Origin of the sequence: Haloterrigena sp. H1, from assembly GCF_005938085.1 — an archaeon.
Classification (GTDB): domain Archaea; phylum Halobacteriota; class Halobacteria; order Halobacteriales; family Natrialbaceae; genus Natrinema.
Genome location: NZ_SMZK01000001.1, coordinates 1858202 through 1875085, shown reverse-complemented (window position 1 = coordinate 1875085; position 16884 = coordinate 1858202). Strand labels below are relative to the sequence as shown.

Annotated in this window: 22 protein-coding genes; 14 read left to right on the top strand and 8 right to left on the bottom strand. The window is 61.3% G+C overall.

Annotated features, from left to right (window positions below; all coding sequences use genetic code 11):
* Positions 1–4: 4 nt before the first annotated feature.
* The 3 genes from E2L06_RS21835 to E2L06_RS22765 are packed head-to-tail and all read right to left on the bottom strand — an operon-like array spanning position 5 to position 738.
* A complete protein-coding gene (locus E2L06_RS21835) occupies positions 5–304 on the bottom strand; it encodes a hypothetical protein (protein WP_171052335.1) in 300 nt (99 codons plus the stop codon).
* Positions 305–314: 10 nt separating this feature from the next.
* Positions 315–584 (bottom strand): bacteriophage holin, encoded by a 270-nt coding sequence (locus tag E2L06_RS09430; protein ID WP_138780821.1) that lies wholly within the window; start codon positions 582–584, stop codon positions 315–317.
* A gap of 25 nt (positions 585–609) precedes the next feature.
* On the bottom strand, positions 610–738 hold the full coding sequence (locus E2L06_RS22765) for a hypothetical protein (RefSeq protein WP_283241355.1): 129 nt from the start codon (positions 736–738) through the stop codon (positions 610–612).
* A gap of 59 nt (positions 739–797) precedes the next feature.
* Here E2L06_RS22765 and E2L06_RS09425 point away from each other — a divergent pair, with 59 nt between their 5' ends.
* The 11 genes from E2L06_RS09425 (at position 798) to E2L06_RS09375 (ending at position 10438) form a co-directional block, all read left to right on the top strand.
* A complete protein-coding gene (locus tag E2L06_RS09425) occupies positions 798–1106 on the top strand; it encodes a 50S ribosomal protein L21e (protein ID WP_138780819.1) in 309 nt (102 codons plus the stop codon).
* 6 nt (positions 1107–1112) lie between these two features.
* Positions 1113–1469 (top strand): RNA polymerase Rpb4 family protein, encoded by a 357-nt coding sequence (locus E2L06_RS09420; RefSeq protein ID WP_138780817.1) that lies wholly within the window; start codon positions 1113–1115, stop codon positions 1467–1469.
* 167 nt (positions 1470–1636) lie between these two features.
* Complete coding sequence (locus E2L06_RS09415; protein ID WP_138780815.1) at positions 1637–2233, top strand: DUF655 domain-containing protein; 597 nt, start codon at positions 1637–1639, stop codon at positions 2231–2233.
* Between the two features lie 329 nt (positions 2234–2562).
* Positions 2563–3402 (top strand): 16S ribosomal RNA methyltransferase A, encoded by an 840-nt coding sequence (locus E2L06_RS09410; protein WP_138780813.1) that lies wholly within the window; start codon positions 2563–2565, stop codon positions 3400–3402.
* 224 nt (positions 3403–3626) lie between these two features.
* Positions 3627–4778 carry a mechanosensitive ion channel family protein gene (locus E2L06_RS09405; RefSeq protein WP_138780811.1) on the top strand — a complete coding sequence of 384 codons (1152 nt, stop codon included), beginning with the start codon at positions 3627–3629 and terminating at the stop codon, positions 4776–4778.
* Positions 4779–5351, top strand: a complete 573-nt coding sequence (locus E2L06_RS09400) for a HemK2/MTQ2 family protein methyltransferase (protein WP_138780808.1) — start codon at positions 4779–4781, stop codon at positions 5349–5351.
* A gap of 438 nt (positions 5352–5789) precedes the next feature.
* On the top strand, positions 5790–5984 hold the full coding sequence (locus tag E2L06_RS09395; protein WP_008012129.1) for a cold-shock protein: 195 nt from the start codon (positions 5790–5792) through the stop codon (positions 5982–5984).
* 325 nt (positions 5985–6309) lie between these two features.
* The gene (locus E2L06_RS09390; protein ID WP_138780806.1) at positions 6310–7314 is read left to right on the top strand and encodes a 5-methyltetrahydropteroyltriglutamate--homocysteine methyltransferase; all 1005 of its coding nucleotides are present in this window, start codon (positions 6310–6312) and stop codon (positions 7312–7314) included.
* Entirely contained in the window at positions 7311–8381 is a 1071-nt protein-coding gene (locus E2L06_RS09385) for a methionine synthase (RefSeq protein WP_138780804.1), read from the top strand. The genes E2L06_RS09390 and E2L06_RS09385 overlap by 4 nt, the downstream gene beginning before the upstream one ends.
* 227 nt (positions 8382–8608) lie before the next feature.
* Positions 8609–9238 carry a nitroreductase family protein gene (locus tag E2L06_RS09380; RefSeq protein WP_138780802.1) on the top strand — a complete coding sequence of 210 codons (630 nt, stop codon included), beginning with the start codon at positions 8609–8611 and terminating at the stop codon, positions 9236–9238.
* Between the two features lie 57 nt (positions 9239–9295).
* Positions 9296–10438 carry a Gfo/Idh/MocA family protein gene (locus tag E2L06_RS09375; RefSeq protein WP_138780800.1) on the top strand — a complete coding sequence of 381 codons (1143 nt, stop codon included), beginning with the start codon at positions 9296–9298 and terminating at the stop codon, positions 10436–10438.
* Positions 10439–10451: 13 nt separating this feature from the next.
* Here E2L06_RS09375 and E2L06_RS09370 read toward each other — a convergent pair whose 3' ends face one another.
* The gene (locus E2L06_RS09370) at positions 10452–10910 is read right to left on the bottom strand and encodes a DUF2202 domain-containing protein (protein WP_171052334.1); all 459 of its coding nucleotides are present in this window, start codon (positions 10908–10910) and stop codon (positions 10452–10454) included.
* A 324-nt stretch (positions 10911–11234) separates the two neighbouring features.
* A complete protein-coding gene (locus tag E2L06_RS09365; protein ID WP_249361404.1) occupies positions 11235–12173 on the bottom strand; it encodes a lysyl oxidase family protein in 939 nt (312 codons plus the stop codon).
* Positions 12174–12582: 409 nt separating this feature from the next.
* Here E2L06_RS09365 and E2L06_RS09360 point away from each other — a divergent pair, with 409 nt between their 5' ends.
* Positions 12583–13425 (top strand): COX15/CtaA family protein, encoded by an 843-nt coding sequence (locus tag E2L06_RS09360; RefSeq protein WP_138780796.1) that lies wholly within the window; start codon positions 12583–12585, stop codon positions 13423–13425.
* On the opposite strand, the gene E2L06_RS09355 is transcribed toward E2L06_RS09360, so the two are convergent.
* Entirely contained in the window at positions 13409–13900 is a 492-nt protein-coding gene (locus tag E2L06_RS09355) for a metal-dependent hydrolase (protein WP_138780794.1), read from the bottom strand. The genes E2L06_RS09360 and E2L06_RS09355 overlap by 17 nt on opposite strands.
* A 102-nt stretch (positions 13901–14002) precedes the next feature.
* On the opposite strand from E2L06_RS09355, the gene E2L06_RS09350 reads away from it, so the two are divergent.
* A complete protein-coding gene (locus tag E2L06_RS09350; protein WP_138780792.1) occupies positions 14003–14635 on the top strand; it encodes a uracil-DNA glycosylase family protein in 633 nt (210 codons plus the stop codon).
* Here E2L06_RS09350 and E2L06_RS09345 read toward each other — a convergent pair.
* Entirely contained in the window at positions 14632–14937 is a 306-nt protein-coding gene (locus E2L06_RS09345; RefSeq protein ID WP_138780790.1) for a cupin domain-containing protein, read from the bottom strand. The two genes, E2L06_RS09350 and E2L06_RS09345, sit on opposite strands and share 4 nt — an antisense overlap.
* A 138-nt stretch (positions 14938–15075) precedes the next feature.
* Between E2L06_RS09345 and E2L06_RS09340 the strand changes: the two genes are divergently transcribed.
* Positions 15076–16437, top strand: coding sequence for an NAD-dependent succinate-semialdehyde dehydrogenase (locus E2L06_RS09340; protein ID WP_138780788.1), 1362 nt, complete (start codon positions 15076–15078; stop codon positions 16435–16437).
* 43 nt (positions 16438–16480) lie between these two features.
* Here the strand turns inward: E2L06_RS09340 and E2L06_RS09335 are convergent, their stop codons facing one another.
* Entirely contained in the window at positions 16481–16744 is a 264-nt protein-coding gene (locus E2L06_RS09335; RefSeq protein ID WP_138780786.1) for a MarR family transcriptional regulator, read from the bottom strand.
* Between the last annotated feature and the right edge of the window lie 140 nt (positions 16745–16884).

Here is a 16884-nt window from a genome sequence, read left to right as displayed (position 1 = left end):
TAACCTATGTAGAAAAACCTACTTGAAGGTATGGATTACGCAGCGTGGAATATCCTGCCGTGCCATCGAATGGTGGTTTGTGAAGGAAAGTGTCGGATTCATCCCCGCCCTGAAGGGTGGGGCTTTCTCCTTGATTCTCCGTAATCGCCCCCGCGATGAGATACGAGAGCGGGACCGCGTTCCCGGCTTGCCGCATCGCGACGCCAAGGACGGCGTAGATCCCGCCCGAGACCATCCCGCCGACTTCTGGGAGCCCGATTTTCCCCTCGCGACTGCGTGAGAGCAACGAGCGAACCCACGTCATCTTCTCTGTCTCACTTCCCCATCCGACGAAAGCGATTGTAGAGCCAGGCGAGGAGATACGCACCGACGAACCCATCGACGAACGCCCAGACAGCACCCATCGTGATCCCGCGGGGTGTCGAGTCGTACCCGATGTACACGTCAGACAGCATATCACGCCACTTGTCTCCCCATCCCAGCCGCGCCGCCAGCCCGAGGACAACGACACCACCGGCCCAGAGAACACCTACTGCACTTCCGAGCGCTGTTTCGTCGACTCGAATCTCACTGGACTCGTCCATATACGAGCCGTGGTCGTATCGCTACTTAATCGGTTATCCTCGTTCCCATCATCTCGAGTGATGCACCCGACGCAGCCGACCGCTCATCGACGTCGATGCGGTGATCGCGTCCGTCGCCGTGTGTTGGGGGCTCCGACAGGATCGCTGCCGCCACTCGAGCAACCCGAATACGTGTGTTTTATAACCATCACCGGACAAAGCGGTCGTACGACTATGCCGAAATCTAATGGCCCTCGTCAGGGAACCCGGAGAAAGCTCGCAAACGATCCTCGAGACCGCGGCACGTCGCCGCCACAGCGTGCGATTCAGGAGTACGAGGAGGGTGAGAAAGTCCACCTGAAGATCGACCCAAGCGTCGCAGACGGTCGCTTCCACCCGCGCTTCGACGGTCTCACCGGCGAAGTCGTCGGCAAACAGGGTAGCGTCTTCAAAGTCGAGATCAACGACGGCGGCAAGGAGAAGACCCTACTCGTCGCTGCGGCACACATGCGCGCACAGAACCAGGAAAAGAGCCGGATCTGAACAGGGATGACGATCTTCAAAGAGATCGTCGACGAGGAGTTCCTGACGGTCTCGGAGACGAAGGAGCTGCTCGCCGACATCGAAGCCGAACGCGCGCTGGACGAGGATCGCGAGCTGCGCTACGAACTCGCGCGAGCGATCGAACACGCCAACCGGTTCGCCGTCTTAGAGCCCGAGGAGGCCCAGACACTCGTCGAGGACCTCCAGGACCTCGAGAAGGTCGACGAACCGACGGCCTACAAGATCGCCAACCTCCTGCCACAGGACCGGGACGAACTCCGGTCGGTGTACGCACAGCAGCGCTACTCGCTGTCGGGGGACGAACTCGACGACATTCTCAACGTCGTCGCACAGTACGTCTGAGAGCGGCGTTCGGGTACTGATTCTCTCGAAAATCGGCTCGGCGATCCGGACTCCAGCCGTTGGCCGACAGTATGCGATGTAGTCGTATCGAAACCGCGGCAGTTCCGCGTGCCGCCTCTTGAAAGCGAGCCGACTATTTAAGTACGCCCTCGCCGTAACAAACAATAATGAGCGAAGCCGATGGCGACGAAACGGATGTTCGGCGCGCGGTCGTGTTGGATTACCTCGCACACGGGCTGTCTGACGACGGCCGACCGCAATACGCGAAGTCACCGGCAGGGTACGCTGTCGGCATTGATGACTTCCAGCTCTATCAGGTCGCGTTCGACGAGGACGAACGGCTCACGATCGGCAGCGAGGTCGTCGTCGAGCCGCCCGCCGAGCGGGAGGTCGTCACCGAAGCCCACCGCGTCGAATACGAAGCCCTCTCTTCGGGTGCGCAGTCGGAACTCGAGTACGTCGTCGCCGATCTCGTCACGGACAACGAGGAACGCTTCGTCGATTTCTACAACGATGCACAGCCGATCACGTTGCGACTCCACCAGCTGAACCTGCTGCCGGGAATCGGGAAGAAGCTCCGCAACAGCATCCTCGATGAGCGCAAGCGCAAGCCCTTCGAGAGCTTCGAGGAGCTGTCCGACCGGGTCTCCGGCCTGCACGATCCCGACGACATTCTCGTCGAGCGGATTCTCGAGGAACTGCGCGACGACGATCTGAAATATCAGACGTTCGTGGGCCGACGGGAACAAGAACAGAACCAGTAACGAGTCTGTTACCCGAGAGGGGAGTTATTTTCCACCGGCATAGGTAGCTCGAGAAGACTCGAGTGGACCGGCAAGGACGATTACTACCTGTTACTGGCTTTGTCGGCGGCGAATTCGTTGGCATCGCGGGCGTGTTCATCTAGATCGGAGCAATTCCCACTGCAGTCAGGCTGCAAGTGCAGCACCCGTGAGCGACCATCGGGAGCGAGCGGCCTTTTTAGCGTAGGTTTTTGCGGTGAGCAGTGAGCGAGCACCGCGAGCGAACCCGAGGCGCAAAAAGGCACGTGTAAGACAGTGCGTTTACACCGCTTCTCGTCATAGCGACGGCAATGAGAGATCCAGACGCACTGATCGCCCGGGCGGGTATCCGCGGCGATCCGGACCACGACCAGCACTTTCTCGTCGACGATCGCGTCCTCGACCGGCTACCGACGTATCTCGAGGAGATCGACGCCGACACGAGCCACGTACTCGAGATCGGCGGTGGAACGGGCGTACTGACCGATCGGTTGCTCGCGGTCGGCGACGAGGTAACTGTCGTCGAACGCGACCCCGACCTCGCTGCGTTCCTGCGTGAGGAGTTCGCCGACAAAATCGCGGCCGGCGAACTGACCGTGATCGAAGGCGACGCTCTCGCAGTCGACCTGCCCGACTTCTCGGCGTCGGTCTCAAATCTGCCCTACGGCGTCTCGAGCGAGATCGCCTTCCGGCTGTTTCCCGAGGGGAAGCCGCTCGTGTTGATGTTCCAGCAGGAGTTCGCCGAGCGGATGGTCGCCGAGTCCGGAACGAGCGAGTACGGCCGGCTCTCGGTCTCGAGCCAGCACTATGCGGACATCCAACTCGTCGAGTCGATCCCGAAGGAGGCGTTTTCGCCGCCGCCGGCGGTCCAGAGCGCAGTGATTCGCGCGGTCCCACGCGAGCCCGACTACGAGGTCGACGACGAGGAGTTTTTCCTGCGGTTCGTCAAGGCGCTGTTCACCCAGCGCCGGAAGACGATCCGGAACGCGATCCGGAACACGGCACACATCTCCGGGCTCGCAGAACCGAAAGCAGTCGTCGACGCGGCCGATGACGACGTCCTCCAGAAGCGAGCCGGTGCGATGGCACCTGCCGAGTTCGCTGCGCTGGCTCAGCTCGCGTGGGAGGTCGGCGAGCCTGACGCCGACTAATACTGCCGGACAGACCGACGTGACGCCGGTCGCATGTATGTGGCCGTCCCCGCAGGTGTCGGCCGCAAATTCGCGACCGGCGTCGTCTTGACTGCTGTCCAGTAGTATAAGCCCGAGTCGGCCGACGAGCCCGAATTGTTCGGATTTCCCCGACGATAGAGCCGATCGGGCCCAACCAACGGATACTCAAAGCTGCGCGGACGACAGGTCGGAGAGACGAACGTATGGCCGGACTACTGACGGGGCTCGATTGGCTGTCGGAGGCGGTGCCGACCACCGAGCTGAAACTCGTAGTGTCGCTTCTGGCGGCCGGACTCGTCCTTGCCGTCTTGCTCTCCTACCGACGGCTCCACGAGCGACTCGCCGAGCGGACGAAGCCGTTGTACGCCGACATCGTGTCGATGGCCTTGCTCGCCGGCACCTGTCTGGTGAGCCTCGCCGTCTTGGTCGGCGTCTGGGACCAGACCGCGACCGTCCAGCGGCAGTACGCGAACCTCGAACTCGGCGGGGACATCGTCGTAAAGGCGGTTTTCTCGTTTCTCCTGCTGATCGGCACGGTCATCCTCACGCGGTTCGTGCGTCGCGTGCTTCGGGAGGTCCTGGGATCGGCCGCGGCCGTGACCGACCACCAGCGCGAGATCACTCACCGCATCACGCAGGTCATCATCTGGTCGGTCTCGCTGGTCGTCGTTCTGGGGATCTGGATCGAGGACCTCGGAAGCCTCCTCGTCGGGGCCGGGTTTCTCGGTATCGTCATTGGTATGGCTGCCCGTCAGACCCTCGGAACCGTGCTTGCGGGCTTCGTCCTGATGTTCGCCCGGCCGTTCGAGATCGGCGACTGGATCGAAGTCGAAGACAACGAGGGAATCGTCACCGACATCTCGATCGTCAATACCCGCATCCGCTCGTTCGACGGCGAGTACATCATGATCCCCAACGACGTCATCTCGACGAGTATGGTGACCAACCGCTCGAGGCGGGGCCGACTCCGCATCGAGGTCGAGGTCGGCGTCGACTACGAGGCCGACGTCGAACGGGCTGCCGACCTCGCGGAAGCAGCGATCGGCGAGGTCGACGACGTGCTGGCGGCACCGTCTCCACAGGTCGTCGGCAAGTCCTTCGGCGACTCCGCAGTCGTGCTCGGGGTTCGGTTCTGGATCGACAAACCGAGTGCCAGACGCTACTGGAACGCCCGGACCGCCGCGATCAACGCGATCAAGGACGCGTTCGAAGCCGAAGGCATCAAGATCCCATACCCACAGCGTGAACTCACCGGCCGTGCCGAGACCGGCGGCTTTCGGGTCGCCGACGCCCCCGGGACCGAGCCAGCCGATAACCACACGGAACAGCGTATGACGACACCGGAGGAACGATAGATGGGACTCGAGGACCGACGTGATCAAGAACCGGACGTCTATCAGCCTGCAGAGGACTCGCAGCTGCTGGCCGAGACAGCCACAGCGCGCCTGACAGGGGACGAACTCGTGCTCGAGGTCGGCACCGGTTCGGGCTACGTCGCCGGCAGAATCGCCGACGAGACGGGGGCGCGCGTGATCGCCTCTGATTTGAACCCGCACGCAGTCCGCCAGGCACGGGCTGCGAACGTCGAAACGGTGCGGGCGGATCTCGTCACTCCGTTTCAGGATGGGATGTTCGATACGGTAGTGTTCAACCCGCCGTACCTGCCGACAGACCCCGAAAACGAGTGGGACGACTGGATGGAACACGCGCTCTCGGGCGGTGAAGACGGCCGGGCCGTCATCGATCCGTTCCTCGCCGCTGTCGGCCGCGTGCTCGCTCCCGACGGCGTCGTCTACCTGCTGGTTAGCAGTCTCACCGGCGTCGACGCGGTCGTCGAGCGTGCCGGCGAAGAAGGGTTTAGCGCTGTCGCCGTCGCTGACGAGTCGTTCCCCTTCGAGACGCTGACTGTGCTCGAGTTGCATCGCTGAGGAGCCGACATGACGAACGCGGGTTTGCCATACTGTGGGTGTCGGAGAAGTCTTCCTCTGGTGTTGACAACCCCAGATCTACGGTGAACCAGCTGGTGAGTATCGTAACAACTGAACCGAGTGACACACGACGCCGGGTCGTCGTGCGATCAGGTGTGTAGTAACGTTCAGTGGCTACTATCGGTCTGCGAACTGAACGCCAGACTGTCTACAAACCCACTCTGTGAGTGCGTGGACCACACCAACGTAGCAGAACTGTGGATATATCGGAAGTCTTCCTCCATTGTGACGCACCAGACACTATTGGTCTTATTCTTGCCGAATGGTGGTTAAATGCCTATTCAAACACTATATTACGAGATATTGTAACTGTTGTTACCGCCTTTCAAAAACAAATGCGGAATACTTAACCGTATGATTGCACTTTGAATTAGTGTAATGGCAAACGGTACGGTTGATTTCTTCAACGACACAGGCGGCTACGGTTTCATTTCGACGGACGACGCGGACGATGACGTGTTCTTCCACATGGAAGACGTTGGCGGTCCGGACCTCGAAGAAGGCACAGACATTGACTTCGATATCGAACAGGCCCCCAAGGGTCCCCGCGCGACGAACGTCGTCCGCAACTAATTCTGACTTCATTGTCGCCTCGGCGACCGTGAACGACGATTTCATTTTCAGACGTGTACGACTGAGTTAGTATCCTCTGAGACCTGTCCGTTACCTGTACTGATCGACTGAAGGCTCTCACGGGAAATGTGTGAACTGTTCATACGGCATCAGTTATCGCCAGTCTCGAGTGCAGATGGCAAAACCGATGTCTCTCTGCCTGTGACGTATGTTCACACCGTTCCCAACTCGAGCCGTCGATCACGTCGAAACCCGCAAGAATTACTGCAGTGTATTACAGTGGATGGAAAATATTAAGCGTCGGTATAGCCTAGCCAGGTGTACGATGACTGAGTACGTTTCGACCACGCCGGGGCTGTATCCGCTCCCGGACTGGGCGAAAGACGACCTCTCGCATCTCAAAGGCCACCAGAAACACGACCTCATCAGCGGCGACGAGGGTGAGGAGATCACCGCAGTCTACGAGGAGGCCCGCGACGAAGTGATCGGCGTCCAGGGAGACGCCGGCCTCGACCGCATCGTCGAAGGACAGCTGCGCTGGGACGACATGCTCGCTCACCCGCTCGCAGTCGCCGACGCCGTCGAAACGCGCGGGATCGTCCGCTACTACGACAACAACAACTTCTATCGAGAGCCGGTCGTCACCGACGACCTCGCAGCCACCGGTGACATCGCCTCGGAACTCGAGGCGGCGGCCGACCTGACCGACGGCGACGATCTGCAGGCCGTCCTCCCCGGCCCCTACTCGCTTGCCGACCTCGCGACCGACGAACACTACGGCGACGAGGCCGACTTCCTCGCCGCGATCGCCGACTTCCTCGCCGACGAGGCCGACGCCTTCCCCGATGTCGAGACGCTCTTCTTGCTCGAGCCCTCGCTGGTCGAGAACGCACCCGACGACGGCGAAGACGAACGCGCGAGCGAGGCGATCGACCAGGTCGCGAGTGCGATCGACGCCGACGTCGTCGTCCACCCCTACTGGGGCGCACTCGAGGAGAAGGTCTACGCCCACCTGCTCGACGCCGACATCGACGCCGTCGGCTTCGACTTCGTTTCGGATCAGGACGATAACCTCTACAACATTCAGGAGTACGGCGCGACCGACGACATCGCACTCGGCCTCGCTGACGGCCAGAACACCCTCGTCGAGGACGCCGAAGCGATCCGCGACCGCGTCGAATGGGTCGAGGGACAACTGCAGACGGCCGACTTCGAGACGGTCTACCTGACGACGAACACGGAGACGTTCTACCTGCCCTACGCGAAGTACGTCGAGAAACTCGAGGTCCTTGCGGAAGCTGCGGACCTCGCGGAGGTGACCCCAGCATGAGCGACAACAAAGACCAGTTCCGACCCGAGGATCACGAGAACGACCACTTCCTGCTGACGAGCGTCGTCGGCTCCTACCCCAAACCCAAGTGGCTCAACCGCGCGAAAGAGCTCTACGAGGACGACGAGGCCGACTTCGACGAGGACAACTGGCAGGAAGCGAAAGACGACGCCGCTCGCGTCATTACGAACGAACACGAGCGTGCCGGCCTCGACACCGTCGTCGACGGCGAGATGCGACGCAACGAGATGGTCGAGTTCTTCGCCCACCGCATCGACGGCTACGAGTTCAACGGCCCCGTCAAGGTGTGGGGACACAACTACTTCGACAAGCCCTCCGTCGTCAGCGAAGTCGAGTACGACGAAAGCTGGCTCGTCGACGAGTACAAGTTCACCGCCAGCGCCACATCCCGCCCCGTGAAGGTCCCGATCACCGGACCCTACACGCTCGCAAGCTGGGCGTTCAACGAGGCCTACGAGGACGACGCGGACCTCGCCTACGCCCTCGCTGACCTCGTCAACGAGGAGATCGAAAAGCTCGTCGACGCCGGCGCACGCTACATCCAGATCGACGAGCCCGCGCTCGCGACCACGCCCGACGACCACGCCATCGTCGGCGAAGCCCTAGAGCGCATCGTCGCAGACATCCCCGAAGACGTCCGCATCGGGCTGCACGTCTGTTACGGCGACTACTCTCGGATCTACCCCGAAATCCTCGAGTTCCCCGTCGACGAGTTCGACCTCGAACTCGCAAACGGCGACTACGAACAGCTCGACGTGTTCAAAGACCCCGAGTTCACTGCCGATCTCGCGCTTGGCGTCACTGACGTCCACGTCGCCGAGGTCGAGTCGGTCGAACAGATCGAGGAGAACATCAAGAAGGGTCTCGAGATCGTCCCGCCGGAACAGCTGGTCGTCTCGCCGGACTGTGGCCTGAAGCTGCTGCCCCGTGAGGTCGCCTACGGCAAGATGGAGAACATGGTGCAGGCAGCCCGGAACGTCGAGGCGGACCTCGACGCGGGCGACATCGATATCGAACGCGAGACACCGACGCCGGCCGACGACTGATCGCTCGATCGACGTACGATCTTCTCTCTCCACGTTTTTCGCGCCGGATTACGGCAGCGCAACCGGATTCACAGTACCCAGCGATCTCTGCTGTCACGAGTGTCTATCACACACGAATCATGACAGTTATCAGTGTATAATCAGCGGACATGACCACGACACGAGTGTTACCTGGTATCCCGTTTGTCCGATAACGTATACATATCGCAGGTCCCTACCAGCGATCGATGGCAGAATCCACTGCGACTCGCCACGACCTGCGCGACGACGTTGCCGACCACCGCGACCCCGACCACGAGATCGACCCGCTGTTCGTCAACCGGTGGTCGCCACGCGCGATGACTGGCGAACCGCTCGACGAAGCCGAGTATCTTCCACTGTTCGAGGCCGCCCGCTGGGCACCCTCCGCGTTCAACAACCAGCACTGGCGGTTCATTTATGCAAGTCGCGAGGACGACGAGTGGGACACCTTCGTCGACCTCCTCTCCGAAGGGAATCGGGCGTGGGCGACCGACGCTGCCGTACTCGCCGTGATCGTCTCGAAGACGACGTTCGACCACAACGGCGAACCGGCCCCGGTTCACTCCTTTGACACCGGTTCCGCTTGGCAGAACCTCGCGCTCGAGGGCGCACGCCGCGATCTGGCCATCCACGGGATGGCTGGCTTTGACTACGAGCGTGCGGCCGCCGAACTCGAGGTTCCCGAGGAGTTCGCCGTCGAAGCGATGGTCGCGATCGGCGAGCGCGCACCGCCCGAGACGCTCCCTGATGAGTTGCAAGCGCGCGAACAGCCCAGCGACCGCAAGCCGCTCGCAGAAATCGTCCACCGCGGCGGCTTCGAGACCGACGAGTCGTAACCACCCCCGGCTGTCGCACCACAAAGCGCTAACTACCGGGCCGGTGAACGCCTGTCCATGCCTCTCGAGGTCGGCGTGCTCGGCTACGGGTTCATGGGCAAAGCACACGCGAACGCGATGGCGCGGCTGCCGATGTTCTTCCCGGACGCGCCCGAAATCGAACGCAGCGTCCTGATCGGCCGAACCGAGTCGGCGCTGGCCGACGCCGCCGAGCGACTTGGCTTCGACTCGACCGCGACCGATTGGCGCGACGTCGTCGACGAGGTCGACGTCTTCTACAACCTCGGGCCGAACCACGTCCACCGCGAGCCGTCGGTCGCCGCCCTCGAAGCGGGAACCCCGGTTTTCTGTGAGAAGCCACTCGCGCCGACGCTCGACGAGGCCGAGGTGATGGCCGACGCAGCACGCGAGGCCGGCGGCGACGTTCCGGCGGGGTGTGCGTTCAATTACCGGTTCGTGCCGGCGATCCAGTATACCAAGGAACTGCTCGAAGCGGGCGAACTGGGTGAGATCCATCACATCCGCGGGCGCTATCTCCAAGACTGGCTAGTCGATCCCGAGGCCCCGTGGTCGTGGCGCAACGACGCGGAACTGGCCGGGTCGGGCGCACTGGGAGATCTCGGCGCGCACACGGTCGATCTCCTGCGGTTTCTCGTCGGCAGCGACGACCTCGCAGGCGACATCGAACGCGTCAGCGGCCACTTACGGACGTTCGTCGAGGAGCGCCCGACCGAAGACACGGTCGACAATGCCGACCCCGAAACTCGCCCCGTCACCGTCGACGACGCCTACTCGGCCCAACTCGCGTTCGAAAACGGCGCGATGGGTACGCTCGAGGGATCACGCTTCGCGACGGGTCACAAGAACGACCACACGATCGAGGTCCATGGCTCCGAGGGCAGTCTGCGATTTTCACTCGAGCGGCTGAACGAACTCGAGGTGCTCCGCGCCGGCGATCGCGGCTACGAGACGATTCTGGTCACCGACGAAGCCGACCCCTACATCGACCACTGGTGGCCGCCGGGCCACGTCATCGGCTGGGAGCATCTGTTCGTCCACGAGAACTACGAGTTCCTGTGTGCCGTCGCCGATGGCAAGGAGTACGAACCCAGCTTCGCGGACGGCCTCGGCGCTCAGCGGGTCCTCGACGCGATCGAGGAGAGCGACGACCGCGGCGAGTGGGTCACGCTCGAGTCGTAACGCTCGAACCCGCTTACGCGACAATTCGGTCGTAGGTCTCCTGAGAGAGAACCTGCGGTTCGTAGTCGATGTCGCGCTTTGCAAGCACGTCGACGAACGCGGACAGGTGGTTCTCCGAACTCTCTATCAGGTTGGAATAGACGGTGATGATGTCGTCGTTGTCGGTCTGGTCGATGAAGTCCTGAATATCGACGATGTCGGTCTCTTCGATGAGTCCGCCGACTATGAGTGCCTCCGTTGGCGATTCGCGACCGCGTGCCACCAGTGAATCGTAGAGCGACTGGAGTTCGTCGTTCGTGAACGACCCGATCGCATCGCGGTATGGGTCGTCGAGGCCATACTTATCGATCAGATTCTTGATCACGTCCGTGTGTCGCTGTTCCGAATTCGCGATCCGATCGAAGATCGTCAGCCCCCATTCCTCGTAGAATGTGAGATAGACGTCACGAGCGAGTTTTTCTTCCTCACGCATGTAGCGAATGCCTGCTCGTTCTGCATCCGATAACGACTCAAGAGAGCCCGATGAACCACCGCTTTGGCCCTTCCGCCGTCGTCGTGCGACAGCTGTCCCGGTTGCTGCGGTTCCGGCGAGTAGACCGATACCTCCGACGAACCCGCGCCGAGTGAGTTTGGTAGGTCGCATCTCGAGTTGAACTGTGGAGACATCATACATAGCAGTTATAGTTGAATACTCGAAAACGGGAATCGAAAATGACTGAACGATTGATTGATATTCTACATTTAAAAATACATGTTGAACTATATATGTTATAATCCTAAGAGAAGTCTAAATCTCTCAGCAAGCAGATGGTCTCACATAGTGGCTTTGTGAAGTATGGACCGTAACTATATCATTTTTTATACTAAGGTCAACCCGAACGGTGTTATCGCCGTCGCAAGTCTCGTCAATCGTGCCTGCTGCGTTCGTCGTGGCTTGCAGTGTGTACTCTCCATCAGGGAGATCGTCAATAACAATGTATTGACCGGGCAGAGACGCGTCATACTCGTCAGCCCACCCGGCACTAATCCCTTGATACTCACAATCGAACTGGGAACTACTCCTGGCGGTTGAACGGGTTTGGTACAGATCCCGAAGACAAAATGTCTGTTTTCTCACCGCACCCGTCCTCTGACCTGATTTGTCAAGCAGTATATATTTATTGAAACCTTTTAAGTGCGCGTGACCATGGGATTCCGAATATTCGAATAGATCCGGGCGGTTCTCAGGACGGCCTAATTCGGCATCCGTGTCTCCCATATTGTAGATGATCATATCAAACCGGAGTAGCCTATGTTCGCCTGGGGTTACAAAGCCGTCTTCGACGTCAGGGCTGGACTCATCAAACACTTCTGTTGAAACGTTGAAATCCCTGACACCTGGAACGAAGTTGACCCCTGACCTATCCTCAACTTGGTCGTCCGAGGGTTCAGGGTCGGACTCAGCTGTCGTGGGTGGCGGTGTCGTCGAGTTCTCTTCGCCCGCCGGGATGGCCTCCTCGTCCGCGGCACCTTCGCTTCCGGAGGTCGTGGGGGTGTCCGTGCTACTGTCGTCCACTGTGAACGGGTTGTCAACCGCAACGCCCCCGAGCGTGATTATGCCGACCCCCGCCACTACAATGAGGAGAACCCCCATCAGTGCCGCCGCACGCTTCCTACCTTTTACCCATCTTATTTTCATACTTCTCACCAGACTGTACTCGGATCTAAGCGAGAAGAAATATAGTAAGATTCCCATTAATTAGGCAGTGAAATAATAGTCTTGCCCTAAATCATCGTTAACTGGTGAACACCTCTCTCGCCCTAATTTATACCATATTATGTATTTTTAATAAAAATACTTATGGGGGAGAACAATGTTGTTGGTCGCACTAACTGGAGTTGCCGTGGTTGTTCTCGGAGCACCTCCGAACGAAGAGGTAGCCCTCGACTAATGGTGGCTGTGATGAATTCTAAGTGATATCTCGACAACCCTACACTGTACTGATCAGAAAGAGATTCCCGAGGGGCGTACAAGGCTACTTGACTTTGTCCGCCGGACGCCAGCCATCTGAGCGGCACAGACTGACGATCCGGACTGCTTCCCGCCGAACCGAACGACTCGGTCAACCTAAGTATGGTCCGTTCTAATCCCTCCGTGAACGCCCGTGTCGTACGACAATCACACGCCCGCCTCGAGAGTTCAGTCGCTGATCGATCGGTTCAGTTACCCGCACCTGTTGACTGCGACGCTCACGCTGGTTGCGGCGACGATCCTGCTGGGTGTTGCGGCGAAAGCAACGGGCTCCGGCCTGGCCTGTCAGGCGAACTGGCCCCAGTGTGATGCTGGCCCGTACAACCTGTTTCCGGCGAACCTGCCGAGTTTCTACGAGTGGTTCCACCGCTTCGTCGCCATGTTCGCCGGCTTCGCCATCATCGGCTCGGCGCTTGCAGCCTGGCGACTGCCCGACGTCGACCGGCGCGTCACCGGACTGGTCGTCCTCGGGATGGTGTTGACGCCGGTCCAGGTCGCACTCGGCCGCGAAACCGTCACGCAGTACACGATGGACATCCTGTCACTGCACTTCTGGACGGCTGTCACCATCTTCACGCTGTTCCTCGTCGCGACAGTCCTCGTGTGGGCATCGCGACTGACGACGACCCACGTCACCGGCGCACTCGCGCTCGGAATCGTCGCGTTGCCGGCCCACGTGGTCCTCAGCCCCGCCGTCGATGCCGGCATCGAGACGTACTCGCCGACGATGCAACTGATTCAGTACGCCGTGACGCTCACACTGCTCGGTGCAGCAATCGTCGCCGCGATGGTCGGTCGCCGTCGGCTCTCCGGCCAGTCCGTCGCGCCGCTGCTCGTCGCGCCGCCGCTCGTCGTTCTCGTCCTCTTTTTCGGCCGGCAGGCGGTCAACCCCGCACTCGAGCTACCTTACTTCGCCGCCACAGCCGCGCTCCTCGTGACGTTCGTCGGCAGCCTCGTCGTCACCCGAGGACGATAACAAGCGACAGCCCCACGAGGGCGGCTGTAATCCCCAGCCCGAACAGGCCATAGTTGGCGGCCGGGTTGGCGGCCGTCGTCACCGCAAGCGAGTACCGACGGCTCGAAACCGGCCAGAATGGCCGAATTCCCATCGGTGTCAGCGCGTCCGCGAGGAGATGGGAGCCGATCGACACTACGCCGACGAGAAACGCGAAGCTCCCGATGCCGGTCTCGACGAACGCGGAGGCCGTGCCGACGAGGACGGCAGCCAGTGTGGCGAGGCCGACGCCGACGGTCAGCGCAAACAGGATCGTGTGAGTCGCTCCGCGGTGGTCGATCAGCGGGAGTCGGTGATCGACGTCTGGCAGCGTCGACAGCGCCACACAGACGAGGCCGCCGACGATGGCGAGTTCGCCGTATCCCAGCAGGCCGACGACGGTCCCAAGTGGCGTGTACGCCACGAGCGCGCCACCGTAGTGACCCGTCTGATACATCTGCGACAGAACACGGACGAACGAACCATAAGTCCACCGCCGTTCGATCACCGATCCCGATCCGACCGCTGTCGTTTTGACTGCTCGCCGCTTTCTCCCAGTGTGCAAAACGTGACCGACAGGACGAGCAACCCGTTCGGACTCGAGCCACCCTTTGACCGCTCCGATCCCGACGATCGACCGGCGGTCTTCGGCTACGGTGACGCCAATGCCGATTTTCACGTGATCGGGGACTATCCCGGCGTCCACGGCGGCGAATCTACCGGCGTTCCGTTTACTGAAACCGAGAGCGGACGTGCGATTCAGGACGTCCTGCGGACAGTCGACTTCGCCAGCGGTCCGCGTGACGAACCTACCCTCGAGAACTGCTTTCTGAGCTACATCCACATGTGCAGCCTGCCGGACGGGGAGACGCCGACAGACGACGACTACGCGACGCTCGAGCGCTTTTTCGACGCCGAACTGCGCGCGATCAACGCACACATCTTGCTGCCGGTCGGCGCTCGCGCGACCGACCACGTCCTCCGAGAGTATACGACCCAGCGACATCGGCTCGACCTCGAGATGGACGACCTCCACGCCACCGACATCCGCGGCCGTGGCTTTCTGGTCGTCCCGGTCAAAGACCCAGTCGAGTGGTACGGCGACGACCGCGAGGCGATCGTGTCGCGACTCGAGGCGATCCTCGACAGCGATTACCGACAGACGAAAGGCGTCGCGACGACCGTCGGCTAAGAGTCCGTCTTCGGCGCGAAGACGAGCAACGACGCGCACTCAGTGCGCGCGTGCGGCGAGATATCCTGGTCCCCATCGAAGCGGACGACGTCACCCGCCTCGAGGTCGTAGCTGTCGTCCCCGAGCGTGAGCGCGAGTGTCCCCTCCAAGACGTACAATACGACGTTCGACTCCGGATGGCGGTGTTTCGGCATGCGTTCGTCCGCCTCGAGTTGAAGGCGAACCGTTCGTGGTGCGTCGGTGTCGAATACCTCGGCGTGTGGCGTCGACTCGAGCGAGTCGACCGATGTGATCTCTGGCATGAGTGAACTGTGCTGACTCGCGTACTTGTATCTCCGGGACCGGGTTCTGCAGTCGGACGAGTGTCGAGTCGACTACAGTTGCGGTCACCGCTCCGTTCGCGGAAACACTAATCGTGTTCGACATACACAGTCATGGGTATGGAGGTAATCAATCCGGCCACTGGCGAGCGAGAGGACACGATCGAAGCACAGACCGAATCCGACGTCGAGGATGCCCTCGAGCGAGCGACGACGGCCTTCGAGGAGTGGCGTGACCGACCGATCCGCGAGCGGGAGGAACTGCTCGCGGCAGCCGGCGACGTCCTCCGCGAGAACAAACGCGACTACGCAGAGACGATGACCCGCGAGATGGGAAAGCCGATCTCGCAGGCGATCGCCGAGGTCGAGAAGTGTGCGTGGGTCTGTGACCACTACGCGGAACACGGAAGCGCCTATCTCGAGGCCGATTCCCACGCGAGCTCGCCGGGGTCGGACGTCAAGACTGTCTACGATCCGCTCGGCCCGATTCTGGCGGTGATGCCGTGGAACTTCCCGTTCTGGCAGGTGTTTCGCTTCGCAGCCCCGCATCTCACGTCGGGTAACGTCGGACTGCTCAAGCACGCCTCGAACGTCCCCGGCTGTGCACAGGCCATCGAGGACGTGTTCCGACGGGCCGGCTATCCCGACGGCGTCTTCCAGTCGCTGTTGATCCCCTCGGATCTGGTCGACGATATCATCGAGGACGAGCGCGTCAAAGCCGCGACCGTCACCGGAAGCGGCCCCGCAGGCCGGGCAGTCGCCTCGACGGCTGGCGACCAGCTCAAGAAGTCGGTCCTCGAACTCGGAGGGAGCGACCCCTTCATCGTCCTCAACGACGCTGACATCGACGACGCGGCCGAAACCGGCGCGTGGGCGCGTAACCAGAACGGCGGCCAGTCCTGCATCGCCGGCAAGCGGTTTCTCGTCCACACCGACGTCTACAACGAATTCCTCGAGCGATTCGTCGACGAGATCGAGTCACTCACCGTCGGCGATCCGACCGATGAGGGGACCGACATCGGTCCTCAAGCCAGAGCGGATCTCATGGACGACCTCCACGAGCAGGTTGAGGCGAGCGTCGAGGCCGGTGCCGACGTGCTCACGGGCGGCGAGCCGATGGACCGCGAGGGCGCGTACTACCCGCCGACCGTGCTGACCGACATCCCGGAGGGCTGTCCGGCCGACAGCGAGGAGACATTCGGCCCCGTCGCCGCCGTCTACGAAATCAACGACGAGGTAGCGATCGTCGAGAAAGCCAACGACACGGAGTTCGGACTCGGCGCGAGCATCTGGACGACCGACCGCGAGCGTGGCCAACGGCTCGCACGCGAGATCGACGCCGGTTGTGTCTACGTCAATCAACTCGTCAAGTCCGATCCGCGAGTACCGTTCGGCGGCGTCAAGGAATCGGGCTACGGCCGCGAACTCGCGCGAGAAGGGATGCTCGAGTTCGTCAACCGAAAGACTGTCTGGGTCGAGTAAGCGAGGTGCCAATCAAGAAACCAACCGTCGGTCGAATCGGGTATCAGTCCGCCAGGCCGCTCAGATCGGAGCTACCCGAACCACTCCGTGTCGGTTCCGCGTCGGTGAGTTGGTGACGTCCTGACGCGACGAGTTCGTACCGGCGGCTGCCGACCGACCGGATGTCACCCTGTTCGCAGAGGCGATCGCACGCTTGCTCGACCGTCAGCGGATGCTCGTCGAGCATCGCAGCGAGATCGACGGCAGACAGCGGCCCCTCGTCGACGAGGGCCGCGAGGATCTCTTGCTCGAGCTGTCGTCCAAACATCTATCGATCACGGGGTGTCCCGTCGAGCTCCAGCTGCGTTCGGTAGTCGTTTCGAATCGTGACCGTGCAGCCATCGCCCTTCTCACGTAGACTCGCCAGCGTGAGTGGATCGGTCCTCGTTCGTGGTGTGCCGTCGGTCG

Coding starts and splice junctions, on each gene's coding strand:
- E2L06_RS09370 (WP_171052334.1), bottom strand. CDS start 10,910: ATGCGTGAGGAAGAAAAACTCGCTCGTGACGTCTATCTCACATTCTAC.
- E2L06_RS09430 (WP_138780821.1), bottom strand. CDS start 584: ATGGACGAGTCCAGTGAGATTCGAGTCGACGAAACAGCGCTCGGAAGT.
- E2L06_RS21835 (WP_171052335.1), bottom strand. CDS start 304: ATGACGTGGGTTCGCTCGTTGCTCTCACGCAGTCGCGAGGGGAAAATC.
- E2L06_RS09405 (WP_138780811.1), top strand. CDS start 3,627: ATGGCCGGACTACTGACGGGGCTCGATTGGCTGTCGGAGGCGGTGCCG.
- E2L06_RS09365 (WP_249361404.1), bottom strand. CDS start 12,173: ATGGGAATCTTACTATATTTCTTCTCGCTTAGATCCGAGTACAGTCTG.
- E2L06_RS09420 (WP_138780817.1), top strand. CDS start 1,113: ATGACGATCTTCAAAGAGATCGTCGACGAGGAGTTCCTGACGGTCTCG.
- E2L06_RS09400 (WP_138780808.1), top strand. CDS start 4,779: ATGGGACTCGAGGACCGACGTGATCAAGAACCGGACGTCTATCAGCCT.
- E2L06_RS09340 (WP_138780788.1), top strand. CDS start 15,076: ATGGAGGTAATCAATCCGGCCACTGGCGAGCGAGAGGACACGATCGAA.
- E2L06_RS09410 (WP_138780813.1), top strand. CDS start 2,563: ATGAGAGATCCAGACGCACTGATCGCCCGGGCGGGTATCCGCGGCGAT.
- E2L06_RS09355 (WP_138780794.1), bottom strand. CDS start 13,900: ATGTATCAGACGGGTCACTACGGTGGCGCGCTCGTGGCGTACACGCCA.
- E2L06_RS09385 (WP_138780804.1), top strand. CDS start 7,311: ATGAGCGACAACAAAGACCAGTTCCGACCCGAGGATCACGAGAACGAC.
- E2L06_RS09395 (WP_008012129.1), top strand. CDS start 5,790: ATGGCAAACGGTACGGTTGATTTCTTCAACGACACAGGCGGCTACGGT.
- E2L06_RS09415 (WP_138780815.1), top strand. CDS start 1,637: ATGAGCGAAGCCGATGGCGACGAAACGGATGTTCGGCGCGCGGTCGTG.
- E2L06_RS09335 (WP_138780786.1), bottom strand. CDS start 16,744: ATGTTTGGACGACAGCTCGAGCAAGAGATCCTCGCGGCCCTCGTCGAC.
- E2L06_RS09345 (WP_138780790.1), bottom strand. CDS start 14,937: ATGCCAGAGATCACATCGGTCGACTCGCTCGAGTCGACGCCACACGCC.
- E2L06_RS09375 (WP_138780800.1), top strand. CDS start 9,296: ATGCCTCTCGAGGTCGGCGTGCTCGGCTACGGGTTCATGGGCAAAGCA.
- E2L06_RS09380 (WP_138780802.1), top strand. CDS start 8,609: ATGGCAGAATCCACTGCGACTCGCCACGACCTGCGCGACGACGTTGCC.
- E2L06_RS09425 (WP_138780819.1), top strand. CDS start 798: ATGCCGAAATCTAATGGCCCTCGTCAGGGAACCCGGAGAAAGCTCGCA.
- E2L06_RS09390 (WP_138780806.1), top strand. CDS start 6,310: ATGACTGAGTACGTTTCGACCACGCCGGGGCTGTATCCGCTCCCGGAC.